22 protein-coding genes are annotated in these 23,785 nt (G+C 44.5%); 4 read left to right on the top strand and 18 right to left on the bottom strand.

Features of this window, described 5'->3' with window-relative positions:
• Positions 1 to 296 precede the first annotated feature (296 nt).
• From EXA13_RS08375 to pilM, 13 genes are all read right to left on the bottom strand, one after another.
• Positions 297 to 875 carry an aminodeoxychorismate/anthranilate synthase component II gene (locus EXA13_RS08375; protein ID WP_238132880.1) on the bottom strand — a complete coding sequence of 193 codons (579 nt, stop codon included), beginning with the start codon at positions 873 to 875 and terminating at the stop codon, positions 297 to 299.
• A gap of 63 nt (positions 876 to 938) precedes the next feature.
• Positions 939 to 1,961 carry a tryptophan--tRNA ligase gene (gene trpS / locus EXA13_RS08380; protein WP_238132769.1) on the bottom strand — a complete coding sequence of 341 codons (1,023 nt, stop codon included), beginning with the start codon at positions 1,959 to 1,961 and terminating at the stop codon, positions 939 to 941.
• Between the two features lie 131 nt (positions 1,962 to 2,092).
• Positions 2,093 to 2,773 (bottom strand): phosphoglycolate phosphatase, encoded by a 681-nt coding sequence (locus EXA13_RS08385; protein ID WP_238132770.1) that lies wholly within the window; start codon positions 2,771 to 2,773, stop codon positions 2,093 to 2,095.
• 28 nt (positions 2,774 to 2,801) lie between these two features.
• A complete protein-coding gene (gene rpe / locus EXA13_RS08390; protein WP_238132771.1) occupies positions 2,802 to 3,473 on the bottom strand; it encodes a ribulose-phosphate 3-epimerase in 672 nt (223 codons plus the stop codon).
• A gap of 126 nt (positions 3,474 to 3,599) precedes the next feature.
• The gene (locus EXA13_RS08395; RefSeq protein WP_238132772.1) at positions 3,600 to 4,421 is read right to left on the bottom strand and encodes a Dam family site-specific DNA-(adenine-N6)-methyltransferase; all 822 of its coding nucleotides are present in this window, start codon (positions 4,419 to 4,421) and stop codon (positions 3,600 to 3,602) included.
• Between the two features lie 69 nt (positions 4,422 to 4,490).
• Positions 4,491 to 5,963, bottom strand: a complete 1,473-nt coding sequence (locus tag EXA13_RS08400; RefSeq protein ID WP_238132773.1) for an SPOR domain-containing protein — start codon at positions 5,961 to 5,963, stop codon at positions 4,491 to 4,493.
• Between the two features lie 29 nt (positions 5,964 to 5,992).
• A complete protein-coding gene (gene aroB, locus EXA13_RS08405) occupies positions 5,993 to 7,078 on the bottom strand; it encodes a 3-dehydroquinate synthase (protein ID WP_238132774.1) in 1,086 nt (361 codons plus the stop codon).
• Between the two features lie 27 nt (positions 7,079 to 7,105).
• On the bottom strand, positions 7,106 to 7,624 hold the full coding sequence (aroK, locus tag EXA13_RS08410; protein WP_099610495.1) for a shikimate kinase AroK: 519 nt from the start codon (positions 7,622 to 7,624) through the stop codon (positions 7,106 to 7,108).
• A 186-nt stretch (positions 7,625 to 7,810) separates the two neighbouring features.
• Positions 7,811 to 9,532, bottom strand: coding sequence for a type IV pilus secretin PilQ (locus tag EXA13_RS08415; RefSeq protein WP_238132775.1), 1,722 nt, complete (start codon positions 9,530 to 9,532; stop codon positions 7,811 to 7,813).
• 24 nt (positions 9,533 to 9,556) lie between these two features.
• Positions 9,557 to 10,075: a pilus assembly protein PilP gene (locus tag EXA13_RS08420; protein ID WP_238132881.1), complete on the bottom strand. Its 519-nt coding sequence runs from the start codon at positions 10,073 to 10,075 to the stop codon at positions 9,557 to 9,559.
• Positions 10,065 to 10,655: a type 4a pilus biogenesis protein PilO gene (locus EXA13_RS08425; RefSeq protein ID WP_238132776.1), complete on the bottom strand. Its 591-nt coding sequence runs from the start codon at positions 10,653 to 10,655 to the stop codon at positions 10,065 to 10,067. Before EXA13_RS08425 ends, EXA13_RS08420 begins: the two co-directional genes overlap by 11 nt.
• Positions 10,648 to 11,241, bottom strand: a complete 594-nt coding sequence (locus EXA13_RS08430; RefSeq protein ID WP_238132777.1) for a PilN domain-containing protein — start codon at positions 11,239 to 11,241, stop codon at positions 10,648 to 10,650. Before EXA13_RS08430 ends, EXA13_RS08425 begins: the two co-directional genes overlap by 8 nt.
• Positions 11,231 to 12,253, bottom strand: coding sequence for a type IV pilus assembly protein PilM (pilM, locus tag EXA13_RS08435; RefSeq protein WP_238132778.1), 1,023 nt, complete (start codon positions 12,251 to 12,253; stop codon positions 11,231 to 11,233). The genes EXA13_RS08430 and pilM overlap by 11 nt, the downstream gene beginning before the upstream one ends.
• A gap of 140 nt (positions 12,254 to 12,393) precedes the next feature.
• Between pilM and EXA13_RS08440 the strand changes: the two genes are divergently transcribed.
• The gene (locus tag EXA13_RS08440; RefSeq protein WP_238132779.1) at positions 12,394 to 14,868 is read left to right on the top strand and encodes a penicillin-binding protein 1A; all 2,475 of its coding nucleotides are present in this window, start codon (positions 12,394 to 12,396) and stop codon (positions 14,866 to 14,868) included.
• A gap of 53 nt (positions 14,869 to 14,921) precedes the next feature.
• Here EXA13_RS08440 and oxyR read toward each other — a convergent pair whose 3' ends face one another.
• On the bottom strand, positions 14,922 to 15,809 hold the full coding sequence (oxyR, locus tag EXA13_RS08445; protein ID WP_238132780.1) for a DNA-binding transcriptional regulator OxyR: 888 nt from the start codon (positions 15,807 to 15,809) through the stop codon (positions 14,922 to 14,924).
• Positions 15,810 to 15,954: 145 nt separating this feature from the next.
• On the opposite strand from oxyR, the gene EXA13_RS08450 reads away from it, so the two are divergent.
• Positions 15,955 to 16,686, top strand: coding sequence for a glutathione peroxidase (locus EXA13_RS08450; RefSeq protein ID WP_238132882.1), 732 nt, complete (start codon positions 15,955 to 15,957; stop codon positions 16,684 to 16,686).
• Between the two features lie 96 nt (positions 16,687 to 16,782).
• Positions 16,783 to 17,037 carry a DUF3624 domain-containing protein gene (locus EXA13_RS08455; protein ID WP_238132781.1) on the top strand — a complete coding sequence of 85 codons (255 nt, stop codon included), beginning with the start codon at positions 16,783 to 16,785 and terminating at the stop codon, positions 17,035 to 17,037.
• 139 nt (positions 17,038 to 17,176) lie between these two features.
• Here EXA13_RS08455 and argH read toward each other — a convergent pair whose 3' ends face one another.
• From argH to argC, 4 genes are all read right to left on the bottom strand, one after another.
• Entirely contained in the window at positions 17,177 to 19,051 is a 1,875-nt protein-coding gene (gene argH / locus EXA13_RS08460; protein WP_238132782.1) for an argininosuccinate lyase, read from the bottom strand.
• A gap of 231 nt (positions 19,052 to 19,282) precedes the next feature.
• Positions 19,283 to 20,500: an argininosuccinate synthase gene (locus EXA13_RS08465; protein ID WP_238132783.1), complete on the bottom strand. Its 1,218-nt coding sequence runs from the start codon at positions 20,498 to 20,500 to the stop codon at positions 19,283 to 19,285.
• A 92-nt stretch (positions 20,501 to 20,592) separates the two neighbouring features.
• Positions 20,593 to 21,381: an acetylglutamate kinase gene (gene argB / locus EXA13_RS08470; protein WP_238132784.1), complete on the bottom strand. Its 789-nt coding sequence runs from the start codon at positions 21,379 to 21,381 to the stop codon at positions 20,593 to 20,595.
• Positions 21,382 to 21,391: 10 nt separating this feature from the next.
• Positions 21,392 to 22,396, bottom strand: coding sequence for an N-acetyl-gamma-glutamyl-phosphate reductase (argC, locus tag EXA13_RS08475; RefSeq protein ID WP_238132785.1), 1,005 nt, complete (start codon positions 22,394 to 22,396; stop codon positions 21,392 to 21,394).
• Between the two features lie 157 nt (positions 22,397 to 22,553).
• On the opposite strand from argC, the gene argE reads away from it, so the two are divergent.
• Entirely contained in the window at positions 22,554 to 23,690 is a 1,137-nt protein-coding gene (gene argE / locus EXA13_RS08480) for an acetylornithine deacetylase (RefSeq protein ID WP_238132786.1), read from the top strand.
• Positions 23,691 to 23,785: the final 95 nt, after the last annotated feature.

Consider the following 23,785-nt stretch of genomic DNA (forward strand, 5'->3'; position numbering starts at 1 on the left):
TGTATTGCATTCTAGCTTGCCAAGCATTTTATTTACAAAATATTAACCATTTCAATAGTGAATTATTCTTTTTGATTGTCGTTCAAATTAACAACCCCTATTCAATATGATTATTTATGCATTAAATCACAATATTTATAAAGCTCTTTTTCTCTTTCATTAAAAAATAGCGAGTAATCGTGGAATGAATAAGGGAGGGAAGATGAATCAGCAGAAAATTTGGCGCATAAATTTTCAAAAATGACGATGACTGCCAAAAACAGAATAAATGTAAAAAAAGTGATCAGGCTCGATGATTAACGGCGTAAAAAATTGGCCAATAATTGATGACCTTGCTCTGTTTTTATCGATTCAGGATGAAACTGTACAGCCTCTATCGGCCATGTTTTATGTTGATAGCCCATGATTTCATCCATGGAACCATCGGAATGTTCAGTCCAAGCGGTCAATTCAAACGCCTCTGCTAACGTTCCTTGCTCCACCACTAATGAATGGTAGCGTGTAACGGTCAGTGGGTTATTTAACCCGGTAAATACACTTTTCCCCGTATGTCGTATCTGTGAGGTTTTACCATGCATAACTTGTCTGGCTCGGACTATCTTCCCCCCAAAAACTTGTGCAATCGCTTGATGACCCAAGCAAACGCCCAGTATAGGTAGCTTACCGGCAAAATGCTCAATAGCCGCGAGGGAGATCCCGGCTTCATTGGGAGTGCAAGGCCCCGGTGAAATCACTAAATGGCTGGGAGATAGGGCTTCGATTTGCTCAATATTTATCGCATCATTACGCACGACTTGAACGTCTGCACCTAACTGACAAAAATACTGGTATAAGTTATAGGTAAAAGAGTCGTAGTTATCGATGATCAGCAACATAAGATGGTTAACAGACAAATGATAAAGAAATAGGCCAGTCATTTCACTGGCCTAAGAGATGAATCAAGAACGAGGTACAAAACCAACCGCATCAAAGACTTTTGCCAAAATCATCGAAGCTTGAGCAGACGCTTTTTCGGCCCCTTGGCTCATGACGCTATTGAGATAACTGCGGTCATCACGAATTCGGTGATATTCAGCTTGAACCGGTTCCAGCATCGCAACTAAGGCTTCCCCAACCTCTTTCTTAAATGGTCCGTACATTTCAACCCCTGCATACTGGGCTTCAATTTCAGCAAAAGATTTACCCGTAGCCGCCGAATAGAGCCCCATTAAGTTGGAGATACCTGCTTTATTTTCCACATCATAAGCAATACGTGGTGGCGTCTCTGTGTCGGTTTGTGCTTTGTTGATCTTCTTGATGATCGATTTAGGATCTTCCAACAAAGTAATCACATTTTTACGGTTATCATCCGACTTTGACATTTTCTTAGTCGCATCTTGTAAACTCATGACGCGAGCATTCACTTGTGGGATATACGGTTCAGGAATAGTAAAAATTGGCGTTTTCGAATCAGGGCAATAAATATTATTAAATCGGGTGGCAATATCACGTGCTAATTCTAAATGCTGCTTCTGATCGCTACCCACAGGCACTTGGTGTGCACCATACAACAAAATATCGGCAGCCATGAGCACTGGATAGTCAAACAAACCAGCATTCACATCATTGGCGTAACGCGCAGATTTGTCTTTGAACTGGGTCATACGGCTCAATTCACCCATTTGCGTGTAACAGTTAAGAATCCACCCCAATTGAGCATGCTCTGGTACATGTGACTGAACAAATAGCGTGCTCTTTTGTGGATCAACACCAACCGCTAAACAAATTGCCAATGCATCTAAGGTCGCTTCACGCAATGCTTGTGGATCTTGACGAACCGTGATCGCATGGAGATCAACCACACAGTAGTGACAATCATAATCGTCTTGCATCTGTTGCCATTGACGTAGAGCACCCAAGTAGTTACCGATACTTAGTTCACCTGACGGTTGAACACCACTCAATACGATGGGTTTGCTCATGGGTATGATTTCCTTGTTACTGAATATGAGATAAGACAGAAAACTCTGTGAGAAAATGTGCTCGCCACTGGCGAGCACAAGATAGCAGTGTACTCATTGATGAGTATTTTACTAGTGGCAAGTGATAATTTTTATGCGCAAATCATAACAACATCAATGAGCTGAGCGATATCATCTGCAACGATATCCGGAGCTGAGTCTGAGATTGGCTCACCGTGGTTATATCCATAGGTTAAACCAAACGACACACATCCGGCATTTTTGGCCGCCAGAATATCATTTTTGGAATCCCCCACCATCAACATCTGATTTGGGGCAAGTTGATACTTTGCAAGTAACCACTCTAGCGCCATTGGGTTCGGTTTTTTTTCAGCAAACGTATCCCCGCCAATAACATCGCTGAAAAATTCACTAATGCCATGTTGTACTAACACATCGGGCACAAACTTGCTGGGTTTATTGGTCACTAACGCCAAGATAAAACCCGCTTGGTAAAGCTGCTCTAATGTTTGTTTAACATGTGGATAGAGATGGCTCAGTTTATGCCCTGTTTTTGCATAATAATCATCAAACCGCTCACGCGCCTGCTGGCGTAAATCTGGCGTTAATGACGAGTCTATGTTTAGGCCTTGGCTCAAACAGCGAGCAATCAAAACATCAGCACCATTACCTACATAATCACGCACTTGATGCTCAGAAACACCAGGAAACCCTAGTGCTTGAACCGCTTGATCTGCTGCAATCGCTAAGTCCGGTACACTGTCTAATAAGGTGCCATCGAGATCAAAGGCAATTAACTTTATCGGTTGCAAAACATATTCCTAATCATTGAATGGGAGGTTAGTTCACCTTGACCAATTCCTCACGCATAGCATGAATGACTGCTTGGTAGTCAGGTTGACCAAAAATCGCCGAACCGGCGACAAACATATCGGCGCCAGCTTGAGCGATTTCAGCAATATTATCGACCTTTACGCCACCGTCGATTTCTAAACGGATAGAACGACCACTTTGCTCAATTCGTTCACGCACAGCACGTAATTTATCTAACGTATGAGGGATAAAAGATTGGCCACCAAACCCTGGGTTGACCGACATCAGTAGAATGAGGTCAACTTTGTCCATGATGTAGTCAAGGTGACTCAATGGTGTAGCAGGGTTTAATACCACTCCGGCCTGACAACCGTGTTCTTTGATCAACTGTAAGGTGCGATCCACATGATCTGAAGCTTCCACATGAAAGGTAATCATGGATGCGCCCGCTTTCGCAAAATCAGGAATGATTCTATCGACCGGTTTGACCATCAAGTGAACATCAATAGGGGCGGTAATGCCATAATCCCGTAACGCTTTACAAATTGGAGCGCCAAAAGTAAGGTTCGGCACATAGTGATTATCCATCACATCAAAGTGGATCACGTCAGCCCCTGCTGCCAATACTTTTTCAACGTCCTCACCTAAGCGAGCAAAATCGGCAGAGAGAATGGATGGGGCGATAAGGAAATCTTTCATAGCTAACCTCTTTGGTGATGAAATGCGCAGAACGGCGGTAACGCATTCTAACCTAAGGAAGTGTTGAGATCCTAGTATGCAGCACGATCTAGTGTTGAAAAAGTGCTCAAAGAATCCGCTGAAAAATCATCGATTAGGCGTAAACAACGCCAATAATTCATCGACTTTATTGCGACCTGCACCATTACGACTGATGGTTCGCTTCACCTTCACCGCATTCAATTGTGCACCATGATAGAGGCGACGCGTTAAAATCGTATCATGGTTAGAGATCAGGACAGGAATGCCTCGCTCTTGAGCCGTTTTTTCTGCAATATCCGCAAGTGCTGCTTGATCATCCAGTGAAAAACCGTTCCCCGAATATGAGGTGAAGTTTGCCGTCGTCGACAAGGGAGCATAAGGAGGATCACAGTAAATCACACTCTCTTGCGTAGCTTGGCTGAATGTTTGATGGTAACCCGTACAAATAAAAGTCGCTCGCTGCGCTTTTTCAGCAAAAAATTCGAGTTCAGCTTCGGGGAAATAAGGTTTTTTATATGAGCCAAAAGGCACATTAAAGCCACCTTTTTGGTTATAACGACACAACCCATTAAATCCAAAACGATTCATATAAAGAAAAGCCAGCGAACGGTACATGACATCATTACAGCCATTAAACTGTTTACGGACCTCCAAATAGGCTTCTTTACGATTATTTTCTGGAATAAACCACCGCTTTGCTTCACGGATGTAATGAGCAGGTTCTGTTTTTAACAGGTTGTATAAGTTGATTAAGTCGGGATTAATGTCAGCTAATAAATAATGTTCAAAGTCACTATTTAAGAAGATTGACCCAGCACCAACAAAGGGTTCAACCAATTCTTTGGCGGGGGGTAAATGGCGTTGGATCTCTTCGACTAGGCCAAACTTTCCCCCAGCCCATTTCAAAAAGGCACGCTGCTTTTTCATCTACCGCTCTAATCAATCACCGAAAAATAAGGGAGCGGAATGTAACATATTTTCCGCTCAAACTCAGCGTTATTTCGCACGCTCAATCTCTCGTTGCACTTGGCTAAGTGATTTTGCCCATGGTCCCAATGCTTGAATCGCCGCAGGCAACGTTGCTACCGCATCACGCGCCAACTGAATGGTTGGGTAATTACTGTAGGTGACGATATACCAGTCAACCTCATTACGTAAGGTAGGATAAACATTCACCTGCCCTTCTAGCTGGTATTGATCAATAAACGCTTGGACTTCTTGCAACGAATTGACCGCTGCCAGTTGTAACGTATAACTACGAGGAGACATATCAAGCAGTGTATCTCGAGCAAACGAGAAACGAATCGAACTTGGTTGTTCATCTGTACTCGCGCGATCCGTGGGCTCACTCTCATCATTAGGCAAAGCCTCTTCTAGCACAAGATCGTCGTTCGCTTTTGGCTCAACCTGCGGCTCTGGTTTTCCCTCTAATAAGGCATCGACCACATCAGAGCTAATCACAACACGTTGATGATCGGAATCCGCAATGCCAACGCCTTCTGAGCTTTCTTTGACATCAGGAGGGAGTGCCGCAGAATCATCTTCGACCCCACTTAGATCTAAGGCCACTGAAGGAGCCTTCTCGACAGCTTCAGTTTGGCTCAACTCGGATTCATCCTGTGCTAAAGTGGGAATCGCCGTTTGCTCAATGTTTTTTTGGCTCTGAATCAATTGCTGGCTTTTTTCATCCGCAGAAGGTTGTGACCACATCCACCAATAACCCCCTCCAATCACCAGTAGGAATACCATGATCACTAAAGCAATTTTCATCGGTGAAGCAATAATGGAGCGAATGATAATCCGTTTTTCATTTTTCTGTTCGGTTAAGGCCATGATCTCCCCCGGAAACAGTTTCACTTTCTTGTAGGCCGCACGTGCCTGACGTTCCATTTCTGGTTCAATATAGCGCATCACTCGCTGTTCAAATAAGCGATCGGCCTCATATTGACTCAGTGGCTCAATGTCTAACTCCACAGGCTTATGCTCTTGCCCATAAGTTAGACGAGTCAGCAAAGCATCAAGGCTATTTGCCTGCGCAAATAACACAACGTTAATTGTCCAGCGAGAATGGTTTTGCGCTTCCAATACCCACATCCACAATTCGGAAAGTAAGGTATCCGATAAGAGGTGAGCATCATCGATGGCAACAACAATATCGCACTCATCTTCACCGATAAGATAGGAGAAACTGTCTAATAAAGCATCGCTAGGATTAAAAAGAGGATCAGAAACAAGCTGACTTAAGAGAGTGGTTCTACGCTGTTCATCGGTTTGATTCGGATGACAAAGCAGTAGGGACTGATTTTTGTCCCCAGCCCAATGTTCCAGATAACGCTGAGCGAGCCACGATTTGCCCGCACCTAACCTACCAAAAACATTGACAAAGTTGGAACCAAAACGAGTCAGAAGCTGTAAACGCTCCAATAGCTCGGTCTGTGAATCTAACTCTAATTCATGTGCTAAACTCATCAACTATCCTAATGATCCCACTTAATTAATTATTGGTTTCGGCACGCTTCAATGGCTTGCTTTATCACCGTTTGAGGAACACCTTTCACCACTTCTGAACGGCCAATTGCAGTTGGTAACACCAAACGCAACTCACCGGCCAACACTTTCTTATCTCGCATCATATGCTTGATAAAATCCTCAAACGTCATGCTGTCTGGGGTATGCACGGGTAAATGTGCTCTTTCTAATATGGCCCGAATACGAGCTTGCTGCGGCTCAGTAATCAGCCCTTGTAATTGTGCCGTTGCGGTTGCCATCATGGTTCCAGCGGCAACCGCTTCACCATGTAACCAACAACCGTAACCTAACTCTGCTTCAATCGCGTGACCAAAGGTATGGCCTAAATTGAGCAGCGCACGGATTCCCGACTCTTTTTCATCCAAAGCCACCACTTCCGCTTTAATTTGGCAACAACGTGCTATCGCATAAGACAACGCTTGTTCATCTAACGCATACAAAGCTTCTATATGCTCTTCTAACCAAACAAAGAAGTCGTAGTCATAAATGATGCCATATTTAATCACTTCCGCCATTCCCGCGGCAAATTCACGCTCAGGGAGGGTGGCTAAACAGTGTGTATCAATAATAACGGCTTTGGGCTGGTAAAAAGCCCCAATCATATTTTTACCCAAGGGGTGATTCACCGCTGTTTTTCCGCCAACGGAAGAGTCCACTTGAGCCAATAATGTGGTCGGTATTTGAATAAAGTCGATTCCTCGCTGATAGCATGCGGCAGCAAAACCGACTAAATCCCCAATCACCCCTCCTCCCAAAGCAATAACCGTGACATCACGGCTATAATTATGCTCAAGCAAATAACTCATGATGGTATTAAAAGTCTCTAAACTTTTATATTGCTCACCATCCGGGAGTTCCAGCAGGGCAGATAAACAACCTCGCTGTTCAAGTAACGACAGTACTTGTTTAGCATACAAGGGCGCAACTGTGTGGTTAGTGATCACCAACACTTTTTGCTTTGCAGAAAGAGGAAGAAGGGCCGGATTATTAAATAATCCGGCACCAATTGAGATTGGGTAGCTACGCTCACCTAAACTGACCGTAATCCGTTCCATGGTTTGCACTCCGAATAAAAGAACTGGTTAGTGTTCTTCTAGCATTTTTACGATCTGATTGGCTACCACTTTTGCACTTTGATCGTCGGTACGTACTGTGATATCCGCAATTTCTTCATACAGCGGATTACGTTCACCAGCCAGTGCTTCTAAAACTTCACGAGGGTTGTCCGTTTGTAACAAAGGACGTTTTTTATCACGGTTAGTTCGTGCTAATTGTTTTTCGATTGTGGTTTCTAAGTAAACAACCACACCACGAGCAGAAAGGCGATTGCGATTTTCTTTGCTCATCACCGAGCCACCACCCGTGGCTAGAACAATACCTTGCTCTTCAGTGAGATCATTGATCACCGCTTCTTCACGTTTACGGAAGCCTTCTTCACCTTCAACGTCAAATACCCAAGCGATATCTGCGCCGGTGCGCTCTTCAATGACAGTATCAGAATCAACAAACTCCATATGCAGTTGTTGAGCTAAGTGTCTACCAATTGTACTTTTGCCAGCACCCATTGGGCCAACAAGAAAAATATTGCGTTTTTCAGCCATGTTTAGCAGTAATTTACAACGTTAATTCAATGACATCGCCACAAAGTTCGCCATACTAGTGTCAGCGATGGGAATGCTTGTGGCACCTATTCCTCACAGATAATTCGTGATAAGACCCGAAATTATCTAGATAAGGTGCCACTAATGCAACTTTAATTTCACTTTAGCGGAAATAATGCCGCTAAGTTATTGAATCACCACCTTTGGTGTGACAAAAATCAGCAACTCACTTTTACCCAATTGCTGATAGCTACGACGAAATAGCGCGCCAAGAAAAGGAAGATCGCCCAATAGTGGCACTTTATCTATGGTATTGGTCAGGCTATGTTGGAAAATACCACCAAGCACAACCGTTTCCCCATTATTCACCAGTACTTGAGTGCCAATTCGTTGAGTATTAATCGCAACCGCTTCACCCGTTCCCGTTTTCACCACATCGCCAGGGCGATCCTGCGTAACACTTAAATCCAGTACCAAACGGTTATCTGGGGTAATTTGTGGCGTAACTTTTAAACTGAGCACCGCTTTTTTAAACGCTACCGTCGTTGCCCCGCTGGAAGATGACTCTAAATACGGAATTTCAGTTCCTTGCTCAATATAAGCTGGCTTTTTATTCGTCGTGATCAAGCGAGGGCTAGAAATGATCTCCGCTTTGGATTCACGCTGCATAGCCGATAGCTCTAGATCAAGTAAAGTCCCTGAACCCAGTTTTGCAACTTGAAAAGCAATGCTGGAGGCGTTAGCTGCCGTGGCTCCTAAATTAACGTTCAGGAAGTTATTGATCATCTCGGTCCCATCTTCCGGTTCATACAAACCGATCGTCTCCATATTCCCTTCAATAGAACCACCAACGGTATTATTACCATTGGTTGATGATACACCCCAGCGGATGCCCAGCTCATCCAAGTTACCCTCATTAACGGTGACAATTCGGGCTTCAATCTGCACTTGTTTCACGGGAATATCTAGCGACTCGATAATGTCACGAATCACTTTAATGTTTTCAGGCAACTCGCGGATCAAGAGCGCATTGGTTCGCTCATCAATACTAATAGAACCGCGTTCAGAAAGCATGTTCACGGTTCCTGCCCCACCTATCATGTCCGCGATATCGGAAGCTTTGGCGAAATGCACTTTAATAATATCAGACTGTAAATCCCCCAACTCTTCCGCTAAACGTGCTTTTTCCAGTTGCTGCTTTTCTCGTAAATCCAACTCCTCTTTCGGAGCAACAAGAATCACATTACCATCAACCCGCTTATCGAGCCCCTTGACCTGTAAAATAATATCAAGCACTTGTTGCCAAGGAACACCGTCTAAGCGAAGGGTTAAGTTACCTTTGACCGAGTCTGAAACCACCAAGTTGAATTGGTTATAATCAGCAATTAACTGCAGAACATTTCGTACGGGGATATCTTGGAAGTTAATTGAAATAAGTTTACCTTGCTTTTCCATCAGGTTCGGTGCGGGAGCCGATTCTTCTTCCTTCAGGGTGGCAATCACAACCTCTAGATATTGACCTCGTAAAGCATATTCATAATTAAATGCCCCTTGAATGGCCACTTGTAACAAGGTGCTTGGCTCTTGGCGAAAAACCTCCACACTTTCCACGGCAGTCGCAAAATCTTTCACATCTAATAAGTAAAGTTGTTCATCCGCCACATCGGTTTTGAGTAAGTCAATTGTTAAACCTTGCTCTGTTTTTTGCACATCCACCACGGTTGAGGAGGAAGCCAGTTCGACGATCAAAACGGCTTCTTTATTTTTATTTAAACGAAAATCAATATTTTTCAATTGATTCGCACCTGTTAATTCACTGGCAACAACACTAACGGCTGACAGTGCCCATAACCCTATACACAGGTAACGCAAACTACGTACCACCGTCGAATTTAATCCTTTAATCATAGTTAGGTCTCTAAACTGAAAAACTTACTTCAAAGCCAATTTGACATTACGCTGATTCCAGCACCCTAAGCCATCGGGCAAGGTTTCTTTTATCAGCAGATAATTATCGGCAACCCGAGTGATTCGGCCGTTATTTAACCCAAGGTACTGGCCTGCTTTCACATTAACGACCGTACCGTTCGGGGTCTGTACCAAGGCGGAAATACTGCCACCACTACTCATCACCCCCCTTAAACGCAACTGATTAAGGGGATAACGTTCCAGCGTTCCGGTTTTACTGCGTGATACCGGTTGCCAACAGTCCGACTTAACGACTGACTGATTTTGTACTAGCGCTTCTTGCGGTAAGACAAACGGCTCACGTTTGCCATGCTGCCCATAATGAAAAGCTTGAAACTGCACCACTGGTGCAAGCTGAGCGACTTCTTTTTTTGTCTGCAATTCCACCTCAAGTAAATAATCCTCTAACGAGTCATCATTCGCTTGACACCCAACCAATAACAAAGGGCATAACCAGCCTAGAAACCTGAGATTATTTTTCATCATTAACCTCCGATTTAAACTGGTAGGTATACGCGCGAACCCTAAAGTGCAACGTACTGCTTTCTTGGCTGACTCTTTGCCAGTCCACATCATCGAAGTTAATAATTCGGGGTAACTTGGCTATCGCTTCTGAGAAGTCACCAATATTGTGATAATTGCCTGTCAGTTCGATATTAAGTGGCAGACGGTATAGGAATTCTTGATTGAGCTTTTCTCCCCAATCAATTCGGGTAAAGGTCAACGAGTTTTGTAACCCCAACTCATTCACCGAAGCCAACATGCTGGCTAACTCTTGCTGCACGGGTAATTGACGCAGCAAAAAGTCATAACGCTCAGTCAATTCATCTAACTGTGCTTGTAATTGCGGCAAGGTTGCCACTTTGCTGGCTTTAATCCGAATGGTAGATTTGAGCGTTTGCTCTTGTTGCTTTAGCCCCTCTAAGTTCTCTTGTTTTGGCAATAGGTAAAACCAATAGCCTGCCGCTTGAATCACCATAATCAGCAGGGCGATCACCACCAACTGCGCCGCTCTAGGCCACTCCATGACCTCATCAAAATCTAAATCACGAGCTTTAGTCATGAGAGGCCTCCTCTTGTATTGGCTTTTGAGCGACTTGCTCGGAAGCATGAAAGAGGAAAGAAACTTTAAAACTCTGAAATTGCTTACCGAAACGACGATTGCCCGACACAATAGAATGCATCCCCACCGATGATAACTGGGGAGATTTCTCCAAATTATCCAACATAGTCGCGAGGCGAGCAGTACTATCACTAATACCGCTCATTTCCACATCTTGCCCATTCATTTTGATTTTATCGACATAAACGCCTTCCGGAATCAAGTCGGGCATAAGGTGCATAAATTCAGTACTTTTATTGCGTTTCTGCTGTAAAGACTCCACCACTTTTAAGCGGGTTAATAAGGCCTTATGTTCTTGCTCTGTCACTTTTAAGGCATGAAGACGTTCATCTAACTGCCGAATATGCTGGTTAAGAAAATCAAGCCGCCCCTGTTGCTGCTGTTTCTGCTGGTCTAGGTAACTGCCAGCTAACCATTGTGCACCCAGCGCCAAAAGTACACCTAAGATCAGTAAGTGGATAAAATGCTGCCGATAGGCTTCACGCTGCGCTTCTCGCCACGGCAACAAGTTAATGTTATGCAGCATGATCACTCTCCAACCATTCGATTCCTCGTAACGCCAACCCTGCAGCAGTACTAAACCGTTGCTGCTCACTTAAGGTTCGCCGGCGTTTACTCAATTTATGGTTAAAGACAGATAGCGGTGTAAATAACTCACACGGTAATGCCAATCGTTCGCTGATAGCTTCCGCTAACCCGGCGATCACCGCCCCCCCACCAGACAACCATATTCCCGCTAAACTTTGCGCACCATGCACTGAAGTAAATAGCTGAATTTGCCGAGCCAATCGTTCAACAAATTCTTGATTAAACGCTTGTACACCAGTCGAGCTTTCCTGTAATGCAGCATGACAGCTTCCCTCTAACTGCCCAGTTTGATTAAACCAGCGAGTCCCCAATGGGATATCTTTACAAAATGGGGCTTTATCCATGAAGTCGAGGCACAAAGAACTTTGGCTATAACCAATATCGAGCAACATCCAATTCGTTCTCTGCTGAATTTGACTAACGTGCTGCCAAATTCGCACTAAGCTGTGCATCTGAACATCAAGGAGAACGGGTTCAAGGCCCGCTTTTTCAGAAGCACTCACACGGCTTTCTACCACTTCACGACGCGTGGCATAAACTTGGTAGGTTTCACTGCTGTTTCGTCCCAGAGCTTTGTCTGACACTTTAATAAAATCTAAGCTTAACTCTTCAATCGGTAAGGGCGATTGATGAGAAAAAGCTTGATAGATGGCAAACTCCTGCTCTGCTAGATCTAGCTCACTCTCTATCTGCAAAACTTTGCTGATCACCGCGTTATCCGGCACCGAGATCGACACCTTACGGCTAAACAACGGTAAGCTCTTTTTTAGTTCTTTGAGTTTCTTTACAATTTTCTGATAATCCAGCGTGTAGTTATCGGCGAAAATGTCGTCGGTTACGACGATTTCCTTATAGCTAACCAGCGAGTATGTTTCGCCACTTAGCTTTAAAACCACCGCTTTAATGCTGTGGTGACCGATATCAACACCTGTAACTAGTGATTTACTCATGCCATTAACTCCAGTAACAACACCAGCATGGAGCGAAGATTTTTTAAAAAATCATCGCTCACTATTTTTAAGTGCTGAGGTTTTAGTCTAGAGTACAGGGGTTTGCATTAAGACAGCCTCTACTAAACAGGGATTCTCCGGTGAAGTTCATAAAGCGTTTACTTATATTTTCATTGATTTGCATTATTCTTGGAGTCACTACAATCTTTGGCTTCTATTTTTATGTGAAATCGGATCTGCCCGATGTGGCAACATTAAGAGAAGTTCAACTGCAAACTCCCATGCAGGTCTTTAGCCAAGACGGGAAATTAATTGCACAATTTGGTGAAAAGCGACGGATTCCTCTAAAGCTGGAAGAGATGCCAAAAACACTACTGGAAGCCATTGTTGCCACTGAAGACTCCCGCTTTTACGAACACTACGGTTTTGACCCCATCGGTATTACTCGAGCGGCTTTTGCCGTTGCTGCCTCCGGCAGTGCATCCCAAGGTGCGAGTACCATCACTCAACAGTTAGCTCGTAACTTCTTCTTATCCAATGAGAAGAAAATTATGCGAAAAATCAAAGAGATATTTATCGCCATTCACATCGAACAACTGTTAAGTAAAGATGAAATCCTTGAGCTTTACCTAAATAAGATCTACCTCGGTTACCGTTCTTATGGTATTGGTGCCGCCGCTCAAACTTATTTTGGTAAAGAAGCGCAAAATTTAACCTTAGGTGAAGTGGCCACGATTGCCGGTTTGCCTAAAGCCCCTTCAACCATGAACCCGATCTATTCTGTGGAACGAGCGACTCAACGTCGCAATGTGGTGCTGCTTCGCATGTTATCTGAACACTACATTACCGAACCAGAATATGAACTCGCTCGTAATGAGGTGCTTGATGGTCAATTCCATGGCGCAGAGATTGAATTGCATGCTCCTTATGTTGCAGAGATCGCTCGCGCTTGGATGGTGTCACGTTATGGTGAAGAGGCTTACACCTCAGGCATGAATGTATACACCACCATCAATGCCAAACAACAACAAGCGGCAAATCAAGCCGCTATCAACAATCTATTAGCGTACGATGAACGACACGGTTACCGAGGAGCCGAGAAAGTTCTTTGGAACCCTAAACAAGTAGCATGGGACCAAGAAAAAATTGATCATCACCTAAAAAATGAGCCCATTTATGGGGATTTATTCCCTTCCGTTGTATTAAAAGTGGAAGCCAAGTCAGCGCAGGTTTGGGTGAAAAATACTGGTATGGTCACGATCGGTTGGGAAGAGATGAATTGGGCGCGCCGCTTCATCACAGATGATCGACAAGGCCCACTCCCAACGAAAGCCAGTGACATTTTAGCTGCGGGTGAACAAGTTTGGGTTCGCCCTATACCACTCGCTGAAGACGGAAAAGAGCATTGGAAACTGAGCCAAGTCCCCAATGCCAATACCGCCTTTGTGGCAATGAACCCAGACAATGGGGCTATTTTAGCGTTGGTGGGTGGTTTTAACTTTGTTCATAACAAGTTTAACCGCGCCACCCAATCGGTTCGACAAGTGGGTTCAAGTATCAAACCGTTTATCTATTCTGCAGCGCTCAATAAAGGGCTGACTTTAGCTACGTTAATCAACGACGCACCGATCAACCAGTGGGATGAAAGCCAAGGTACCGCATGGAGACCAAAGAACTCACCACCAACTTATGTTGGCCCAACTCGCCTACGTATCGGTTTAGCTCAATCGAAAAACGTCATGGCGGTTCGAGTGCTCCGCGAAGTTGGCTTAGATGAAACGCGTCAATATTTAACCCGCTTTGGTTTCGAATTAGATCAAGTTCCTCGTTCTGAAACCATCGCCTTAGGCGCAGGGAGTTTAACCCCCGTAAAAATGGCTCAAGGCTACTCTGTGTTTGCAAATGGCGGGTACTATGTCGAACCCTTCTACATCAATAAAGTCGAAGATACCTATGGACAACTGGCGTTTTCCGCCTCGCCCAAAACGGTGTGCCATCAAGGCTGTTCAGCACCGACTCATGGCTTTAATGAACAAGATGCAGACACATTCTATGCGCCTCAAGTTATCTCAGAACAAAATGCCTTTTTAGTTCGAGAAATGCTCTACAGCAACATATGGGGTGGAGGAAACTGGAGAGAAGGAACCGGATGGAACGGGACAGGCTGGCGTGCTCAGGTATTAAAACGCCGTGATATTGGCGGAAAAACGGGCACCACCAACGATTCGAAAGATGCTTGGTATAACGGTTTTGGCCCTGGTGTTGTTGCCACTGCTTGGGTAGGCTTCGATGATCACAACCGAAAACTCGGGAAAAGTATTCCCAACCCAAATATTGAAGATGATATTTCCGGAGCTGAAGCGGGCGCTAAAACCGCGCAACCCGCTTGGATCGATTTCATGCGTTCAGCACTAGAAGATGTCGCAGTAAAGAGTACTTCTGTTCCGCAAAAAATTGTGCGAGTAAGAATCGATCGAGACAGTGGTTTATTAACCAACAAACTCGATGCCAGCTCAGTATTTGAATACTTTATTCAAGGAACGGAGCCCACAGAATATGTGGTAGAAGAAACACAAAATATCTACTCATCTGATGAGGGTGAAGAGCTCTTTTAAACCTTATATGGCCACCCGACTAGGGTGGCCATAGACATCCAATACAAGGGCGATTAACGCTCAAGACACGCTTTCATCGATTCCGCTAACTGCTCAAAACGTTGTCGAAGAGGTGACCCAGGACGATAAGCTAATACGATTCTACGTGACGGCTCAGGATTCACCGCTTTGATATAACAAACCCCATCTTTAATCTTTTCCCCCGGTAGAGAAAGTTGCGGCAATAAAGTAATGCCTGATCCAGCGGCAACCATATTACGCAAAGTCTCTAAGCTGGTGGCTTTAAAGCGTTCGTCATCTTTCGCCCCAGCGGCAAAACAAAAGCCCAGTGCTTGGTCACGTAAACAGTGACCGTCACCTAGTGCTAACACGGTTTTGCCTTTGAGTTCTAACATCTCGATTTCATTCCGGTTCGCCCACTCATGGTCGCACGGAACCGCAATGCTCATCGCTTCACAAAAAATATCAATCTCTTTAAAAGGCTCCGTTTCTTCCACCGAAGCAAGTACTAAACAGTCCAATTTCCCCTCTTCCAATTGTTGCACCAGTTGATGTGTCTGCGCTTCATGCAGGTACAACGTCAGTTCAGGAAAGTGTTCTTTAAGGCTAGGAATAATGCGCGGCAACAAATAAGGGCCTAACGTTGGGATAAAACCGATATGCATCGGGCCACTCATCGCGCCCCCCTGTTGACTCGCCATATCTCGGAAGGTCTTAATTTCTGCTAAAATACGTTTTGCCTGATCAACCAGTTGTAGCCCAGAGTCCGTAAACAGCACACGACGACTGCTTCGTTCCAGTAATACGGTGCCTAATTCTTCTTCCAACTTGCGAATTTGCCCGCTCAATGTCGGCTGGCTTACAAAACAAGCTTCTGCCGCTTTACGAAAATGTTTATGTTCCGCCAGAGCGACTAAGTATTCAAAGTCTCGAATGTTCATCTTCTTTCCAGATAGGGTTTACCTATCAAAACCATAACATTTTACGATTAGATCTATCAAAGGTTTTCTGTATAATGGTCACAATAATGTTGAGCAATATTCGCTAAGCTCATTCACTGTTGTTAAGACTAATAAGGAAATCATGATGTTTGCATCAAAAGAAGGCCAACGCATTCCACAAGTCACCTTCCCGCTTCGCCGAGGAGACAGTTGGGTAAATGTCACGAGCGATGAGCTATTTGCCGGTAAAACCGTCATCGTATTCAGTTTACCTGGTGCATTTACTCCAACCTGTTCTTCTAGCCACTTACCTCGCTACAATGAGCTATTTCCTGTTTTCAAAGAATACGGCATTGATGACATTCTTTGTGTTTCAGTCAATGACACGTTTGTGATGAATGCTTGGAAAGAGAGCCAAGAAGCGAACAATATCACCTTTATTCCGGATGGTAATGGCGACTTTACACAAGGAATGGGCATGATGGTCGATAAGCAGGATCTTGGTTTTGGTCAGCGTTCTTGGCGCTACAGTATGCTGGTTAAAGATGGTGTGATCGAAAAAATGTTTATTGAACCGAATGAACCCGGCGACCCATTTAAAGTCTCTGATGCTGACACGATGCTCAACTATGTTGCGCCAGAGTACAAAACTCAAGAGTCAATTACAGTCTTTAGTAAACCTGGCTGCCCATTCTGTGCCAAAGCTAAGCAATTATTGATTGATGCGAACCTGCAGTATGAAGAAGTGGTACTGGGCAAAGATGCGACCAGTGTTAGTTTACGTGCAATTACTGGTCGCACGACCGTGCCACAGATTTTTATTGGCGGGAAACATATCGGCGGTAGTGAAGACTTAGAAGCCTTTTTACAAAAGTAATCTTTAATGCCTTCTTCAAACCCAGTTTATAACTGGGTTTTTTCTTTTTCATCGACATCTCGTATACTCCATTTTTTATCATGAGCAAAGTAGACTATGGCTTGCAATGACTGTCGTGAACACTGGTTTTGGAAAAAAATAGGCCGCTGCCAGCGCTGTATGGATCAGCTCACTCTGTTATCGGTCGCTTGCTGGGTGGGGTGGTTTTGGCTATTTAGAGAAAACCCACGCAGTATAAGCTCGATTAGCTTGCTCTTTGCAGGTTTTGCATTTAATGGCTTGCTCTTTCTGCACTTATGGATGAAGTTTGTGGTATTGCCTCGACGCCGACATCAAACAAAAAAGCCCTAAAACGAAAGGAGTTCTAGGGCTCTCTTAGATAATTCTAAGAAAAAGCAGTGGTACAGTTATAGACTCAGCTTTTTCTTAATGGTTCCCCAAAAATCGATCTTTCTTGATCTTTTTTTTCTGTGCAGGATCATCACCAACCTCATACCAATTCGGTCTTGATGATCATTCGTTCAACCAAGTTCACTTCTAATGCCACTTCGTCACAAGCATGCTGACGTGGGCACTGGCCGCAGTCTTTCAGAACTTTCTCAGGCAACAAGGTTTTTGAGGTGGGGAGAAAGTCTAACTTCATAAAAAACTCTGGCGTACGAGTGAGCACAAACACTTTTTTGATCGCCATTTGCCGTGCTTTTCTCACTAAGTGATCAACAATAGCAGACCCTTGCCCTTGCCCCTGCCAACCGGCTTCCACTCCCAATGAGCGAATTTCCGCTAATCCAGAATCGTAGACATATAATGAAGCACACCCCGTGATCTCACCATTATGCTCTGCGACCACGAAAGAACCGATGTCACGCACAATTTCATTACGTGAACGAGGTAAATTTTCTCCTAGGTTTGCCCAATAAGCGACCATGCCTTCTAGGGTTTCAATATCGGTTAAACGAGCCGGACGAACTTTTACTGAAGTCGTATCCCGTTTTGCTAAACGTTTCTCAGCTTCATCCACAGCATAAGCGACTTGATGAGGAGCAACACCACCTAAGGCACTACGTTTTTCTAAACAAGAATCAATGGTCAATATCGCGTACACATCATCTTCAATGACCGCAGAAAACGATTTTAACTCTTCAAGCGTCAGCTCTTCTAATGCGCAACCTTTACCTATCGCACCAACCACCGCCACGCCGACGATATGGTGTGCTTCACGGAATGGGATGCCTTTCGCAACTAAATAGTCTGCCAACTCTGTTGCATTCGCATAGCCCTGTTTTGCCGCTTCTAAGGTGCGCTCATCATTCACCTTGATTCCATCAAAGCACAAGGCCGCCATTTCCATGCAATCATTCCAAGTATCCAGTGCATCAAATAGGCCTTCTTTGTCTTCTTGCATGTCTTTGTTGTAGGCGAGAGGGAGTGCTTTTACTGTCATCATCATGCCAGCCAAAGCACCATAGACCCGACCTGTTTTTCCTCTAATCAACTCTAAAGCATCTGGGTTTTTCTTCTGTGGCATTAAAGAAGAGCCCGATGTCACGGTATCTGCTAATTCTATAAAACCAGATTCTCCAGAGTTGTAGAAAATCATATCTTCCGCTAAGCGAGAAAGATGCAACATAGAAATCGATGCGATTGACATCAATTCCATCACATGGTCACGGTCTGAAACTGAATCCAATGAATTTCTAGTGGCGCGACGAAAACCTAAATTATAGGCTAATTTTTCACGGTCAATGGCGTAAGCCGTTCCTGCTAATGCACCAGAGCCCAGAGGACAAGTATCCAAGCGTTGAATAGCATCATGTAATCGTGAATAGTCCCGTTCAAACATTTCAACATAAGCCAAACACCAGTGAGCAAACGTTACGGGCTGAGCACGCTGTAAATGGGTATACCCTGGTAACACTGTGCCTTGATGAGCGCGTGCCACAGAGACCATCTGGCTCTGAAGACGATCAAGAGCCAGCAACAATTGCTGCCCTTGCTGGCGGCACCACAGTTTAAGGTCAGTAGCGACTTGATCGTTACGCGAGCGACCGGTGTGCAATTTTTTGCCTAAATCCCCCACTTTGCTGATCAGTTGCTGTTCAACCCATGAGTGAATATCTTCTGCATCAGAGAGTAAAATTTGTTGAGGGTCTTCCATCACCTCTAGCTTTAATTCATTAAGTGCAAGCTCTAACTTTTGCTGCTCTTCTTCCGTCAAAACGTTGACCGATAACAGAGCTTTAGACCAAGCAATGGAGCCGACAATGTCTTGCTCAGCCAATCGATAGTCGAAGCGCAATGAATCATTAAACTCTTTGAATCTTGTATCTGCCGCTTGGGTAAATCTTCCGCCCCACAATGCCATTGCGTGTCTCCTAATGCTCACTATTCACTTGCTATACTACAATGTTATCTAGCCTGAATCAGGCAATTATTGCTTCTTGCAAAGTTACGGTAAGTTGAACAAAAAATAAAGTAAAAATTCACTTTTGAAACATATTTATTCAACCAATCACATTCAACATTAAAAATAAAGCCCGCTTGCAAAGCAAACGGGCCACCATCAATGCGCTATTTTTGATTATTTATTTTAATACTATTTCTTGCTTGCCGCGTTTAACGCTTTAATACGACTAGACAAGGAGTAAAGACGGATAAAGCCGCCAGCATGGCTTTGGTCATAAACATCATCTGCCCCAAAAGTTGCAAACTCTTCAGAGTATAAGCTATTTTCTGAACGTTTCTGTGTGGCTGTCGCTTGCCCTTTGTAAAGTTTAATGACCACTTCACCATTCACATCTTCTGCTAACGCTTCTGCTGCTGCAAAAACAGACTGACGTAATGGAGTAAACCAACGACCATCATAAACAAGATGCGAAGCTTTAATACCGAGTTCCTCACGGAATTCAAAAGAGGTTTTATCTAGGACTAACTGCTCAACCGCACGTAGTGCTTCCATCATAATGGTGCCTCCTGGGGTTTCATAACAACCACGAGACTTCATTCCCACTAAACGGTTTTCTACGATATCAATACGTCCAACTCCGTGTTTCGCTCCTTTTTCATTTAAGCAAACCAAAGCTTGGTAAGGAGAAAGTGTTTGTCCATCAACCGCAACGACTTCCCCTTTTTCGACTTTGAGAGTTACATATTCAGCCTCATTCGGTGCTTGCTCAGGATCAACCGTCCACACCCAGCAGTCTTCGTTCGGCGCATTCCATGTACTTTCTAACACGCCACCCTCGGTTGAGATATGCCATGCGTTTGCATCACGCGAATAAATTTTGGTGAGTGAAGCAGCACAAGGAATATTACGCTCAGCAAGGTAATCAAGACACGCTTCCCGACTGACGAGATCCCACTCACGCCATGGCGCAATCACATGTAAATCAGGAGCCAATGCCGCAAAAGCACCTTCAAAACGAACTTGGTCATTCCCCTTACCAGTACAACCATGCGCCAGTGCATCCGCACCCACTTTACGTGCAATTTCTACTTGTGCTTTCGCAATAACAGGACGTGCCATGGAGGTGCCAAGTAGGTATTTACCTTCATAGTAAGCCCCTGTTTTTAAGGTTGGGTAGATGTAGTCTTTAACAAGTTCATCTTTGAGATCCACCACATAACATTCAGAAGCACCAGAGGCGATGGCTTTTTCTTCAATGCCAACCAGTTCTTCTGCACCTTGCCCCACATCCGCCACAAAAGCGACCACTTCACAACCATAGTTTTCTTTAAGCCATGGGATAATGACTGAGGTATCTAGACCGCCAGAATATGCAACAACCACTTTTTTTACTTGTACTTTACTCATTTTATTTCTCCAAATCCTGGCGCTGCGCTTGGCGGTCAGTGCTCAGGGTGACGTCCATTAATTCACTATGTTTTTACGATTAAATCGATCCGCTATCGAGGTAGGAAGCGGGTTCCGATACTCTCTCCAGCAAACAACTTACTCAATTTTTCAGGGTATCGCCAACTCGCCACTTCAATAGGGCGACCAAGATCATTCGCCGCGCCCAGCGCTGCTTTGACTTTAACGATCATGCCATCAGTAATCACTTTTCCAACAATCAAAGCATCTGCTTGTTGCTCGTCAAGGCTTGCGAGTACATGCCCTTTTCCATCTAGCACACCACTCACATCAGAGAGCAACACCAATTCCGCATCCAATGCTCCCGCGACTGCTACCGCGGCTTGATCTGCATTGACGTTCATCATCTCGCCATCGTCAGTCAAACCAATCGAACTGATGATCGGTACCACTCCAACCGCTAACAAGGCTTGAACCACTGAGGGATTACCTGGCGTGGCCTGCCCTACCGCCCCTAGTTCTGGGTCAAGTTGTTCAATATGGCATAATCCCCCATCGGCTAAACACAGGCCAACGGCATTAAGCCCATCTTTGATTGCTTGCCCTTGCAACATTTTATTGGCCGTTCCAGCAAGTGCACCAGTAATCACAGGAATCTGATCATAAGGCGTCACTCTTAGGCCGTCTTTTTTCACGGTTTTGAGTTGCAGCTTGTCCATCAGCTCATCCACTAAGTAACCACCACCATGAACAATTACGATTGGCCTCTGGGCTTGTGTCTGATACTGAGCGATGGCACCAAATAACTGACTTAATGTCTTAGCACAAGAGAGTGCTGCGCCGCCTAATTTAACGACCAGTGGATTTTGCTTATCCGTCATGTTTAATCCCTTACACTAAAGCGGTGAGTTCATCAAAACCGTAATGAAGATTTAAGCACTGCATCGCTTGGCTTGACGCCCCTTTCAACAAGTTATCGATCGCGGAAACCACAATAATATGCTCACCACTGACCTTCCAACCAATATCACAAAAAGGGGTTAATTCCACATCTTGAATACGAGGCAATGTGGTACTGTGTAAACGAACGGCTGGTTTCTCTTGGTAAGCCTTCATAAAGGCTTGCGCGACCTGTGATTCGTTGACCCCTTGAGCTAACTTCATCGTAATCGTCGCCAAGATCCCCCGTTTAAAGTTTCCTAAATGCGGAGTGAATATCACATCACAGCCCAGATGAGCGGCAATTTCAGGTTGATGACGGTGAGTAAAAACGCCATAAGGTTGCAAACTCACTTCACAAAAACTGTTAGTCATGCTGGCTTTACGACCAGCACCAGAAACCCCACTCACGGCATTAATCACAGGCCACTGAGTTTCATCTATAAGCCCTTCAACCAGTAAAGGTTTCACCGCCAACTGAGAAGCGGTGGGATAACATCCCGCTACCGCGACTAACTGGCTTTCAGCAATCGCAGAGGCATTCCATTCTGCCAAGCCATAAGCGGCTTTCTCTAACCATGCATGATGCTGATGTTTAAACCCATAAAATTGTGTATAGAAAGCTTCATCCTGAACCCGATAAGCACCAGATAAATCAAAAACCTGACAACCTTGTGCCAGAAAGAGTGGCGCAAGATCGTGGCTAACTTCATGAGCCGTCGCTAAAAAAACAACATCACATGATTGAGCGACGTGTTCGACATCCACCAAAGGCTGTACAGGCATATCCAGCAAGCCTGCTAGTTTGCCATGCAACTGGCTGATGGACTTTCCTGCATCAACACTATTGGCGGAAACATATAAACCTGATAGCGTGAGCTTTGGGTGTTTTTTTACCATAAGAGCGAGCTCCGCTCCGGTATAACCGCTTGCACCGATGATTGTCGTTTTTAGCATCTCAACACATCCAACATTAGGGTAAAAAGCCATATTAAGAAAGTGATTATTAATTTAAACAAACACCACCTTAACTGGTTTTTTATTCATTAAAAGTGATTTAATATGTGTTTTACATTCTCAGCGTTATTCTGTCAATAGTAGGAGCAAAGATAATATGCCATTACCCAGTTTCCTTGAGGTCTATGAAGGTCTCATTTCAACCTCATCGATTAGCTCCACCGATCCAAAGTGGGATCAAGGTAACGAATCGGTCATCACCAAACTGGCTGATTGGCTAACTACGCTCGGTTTTAAGGTAGAGGTCAGTGAAATTGCCCCTGGCAAATACAACTTGCTCGGTAAAAAAGGGGATGGTGATGGAGGGTTATTACTTTCTGGCCACAGTGATACTGTTCCTTTTGATGAAGGACGTTGGAATTTTAATCCTCATGCGCTAACAGAATCCAATAATCGTTTTTACGGTCTAGGGACCGCCGATATGAAAGGATTCTTTGCTTTTATTTTTGAGGCCGTGAAAACACTCGATTGGAGCCAGCAGAAAAAACCGTTATACGTATTGGCCACCTGTGATGAAGAAACCACCATGCTGGGAGCTCGCCATTTTACTCAGCACACCACTTGCCAACCCGATTACTGCATTATTGGTGAACCCACCAGTTTAATTCCGGTTTATGGGCATAAAGGCCATGTGGCAAATGCAATTCGAGTAACAGGCCAATCGGGTCACTCTTCCAACCCGGCGTTAGGGGTCAATGCGATAGAGATCATGTATGAGGTGATGTTTGCGTTGATGAAACTGCGCGATAAATTGATAAAAGAGTATCACCACCCTGGCTTTGAGATTCCACATCCCACCTTAAATCTTGGTCATATTCATGGTGGTGATAGCCCAAACCGAATTTGTGGTTGTTGTGAGCTCCATTATGATGTTCGCCCACTGCCTGGCATCAGTTTAGATGGGTTAGATAATTTACTTCGTGGGGCCCTAAAAGAAGTGCAAGAGAAATGGCCCGGCCGTATTGCTATCGAACCGTTGCATGATGCTATCCCTGGTTATGAATGCCCACATGATCACCCCTTTATTCATGGTGTCAGTGAACTTTGTCAGCAACCAGCTCAAACCGTAAATTACTGCACTGAAGCGCCATTTTTACAGCAGGTATGCCCAACCTTAGTATTAGGTCCAGGTTCCATCGATCAAGCTCACCAGCCAGATGAGTTTTTAGCTTTTGAATTTATCGAACCTACGATTCATATCCTTTGCCAAGCGATGCGGAAATACTGCTTTTAATATCTAGAATCCATATAGCCCCTGAGCGATGAATTACCCATCAGGGGTTATTGTAAGAAAATTTCAACAATATCTGACATTTTATTACACATCGT

Origin of the sequence: Vibrio cincinnatiensis, assembly GCF_022113815.1 — a bacterium.
GTDB lineage: Bacteria > Pseudomonadota > Gammaproteobacteria > Enterobacterales > Vibrionaceae > Vibrio > Vibrio cincinnatiensis_A.

Coding starts and splice junctions, on each gene's coding strand:
- oxyR (WP_238132780.1), bottom strand. CDS start 15,809: ATGAACATTCGAGACTTTGAATACTTAGTCGCTCTGGCGGAACATAAA.
- trpS (WP_238132769.1), bottom strand. CDS start 1,961: ATGAGCAAACCCATCGTATTGAGTGGTGTTCAACCGTCAGGTGAACTA.
- argH (WP_238132782.1), bottom strand. CDS start 19,051: ATGGCATTGTGGGGCGGAAGATTTACCCAAGCGGCAGATACAAGATTC.
- EXA13_RS08455 (WP_238132781.1), top strand. CDS start 16,783: ATGGCTTGCAATGACTGTCGTGAACACTGGTTTTGGAAAAAAATAGGC.
- argB (WP_238132784.1), bottom strand. CDS start 21,381: ATGACGGATAAGCAAAATCCACTGGTCGTTAAATTAGGCGGCGCAGCA.
- argE (WP_238132786.1), top strand. CDS start 22,554: ATGCCATTACCCAGTTTCCTTGAGGTCTATGAAGGTCTCATTTCAACC.
- EXA13_RS08400 (WP_238132773.1), bottom strand. CDS start 5,963: ATGAGTTTAGCACATGAATTAGAGTTAGATTCACAGACCGAGCTATTG.
- aroB (WP_238132774.1), bottom strand. CDS start 7,078: ATGGAACGGATTACGGTCAGTTTAGGTGAGCGTAGCTACCCAATCTCA.
- pilM (WP_238132778.1), bottom strand. CDS start 12,253: ATGAGTAAATCACTAGTTACAGGTGTTGATATCGGTCACCACAGCATT.
- rpe (WP_238132771.1), bottom strand. CDS start 3,473: ATGAAAGATTTCCTTATCGCCCCATCCATTCTCTCTGCCGATTTTGCT.
- EXA13_RS08425 (WP_238132776.1), bottom strand. CDS start 10,655: ATGACTAAAGCTCGTGATTTAGATTTTGATGAGGTCATGGAGTGGCCT.
- EXA13_RS08415 (WP_238132775.1), bottom strand. CDS start 9,532: ATGATTAAAGGATTAAATTCGACGGTGGTACGTAGTTTGCGTTACCTG.
- EXA13_RS08450 (WP_238132882.1), top strand. CDS start 15,955: ATGTTTGCATCAAAAGAAGGCCAACGCATTCCACAAGTCACCTTCCCG.
- EXA13_RS08395 (WP_238132772.1), bottom strand. CDS start 4,421: ATGAAAAAGCAGCGTGCCTTTTTGAAATGGGCTGGGGGAAAGTTTGGC.
- argC (WP_238132785.1), bottom strand. CDS start 22,396: ATGCTAAAAACGACAATCATCGGTGCAAGCGGTTATACCGGAGCGGAG.
- EXA13_RS08465 (WP_238132783.1), bottom strand. CDS start 20,500: ATGAGTAAAGTACAAGTAAAAAAAGTGGTTGTTGCATATTCTGGCGGT.
- aroK (WP_099610495.1), bottom strand. CDS start 7,624: ATGGCTGAAAAACGCAATATTTTTCTTGTTGGCCCAATGGGTGCTGGC.
- EXA13_RS08375 (WP_238132880.1), bottom strand. CDS start 875: ATGTTGCTGATCATCGATAACTACGACTCTTTTACCTATAACTTATAC.
- EXA13_RS08420 (WP_238132881.1), bottom strand. CDS start 10,075: ATGAAAAATAATCTCAGGTTTCTAGGCTGGTTATGCCCTTTGTTATTG.
- EXA13_RS08430 (WP_238132777.1), bottom strand. CDS start 11,241: ATGCTGCATAACATTAACTTGTTGCCGTGGCGAGAAGCGCAGCGTGAA.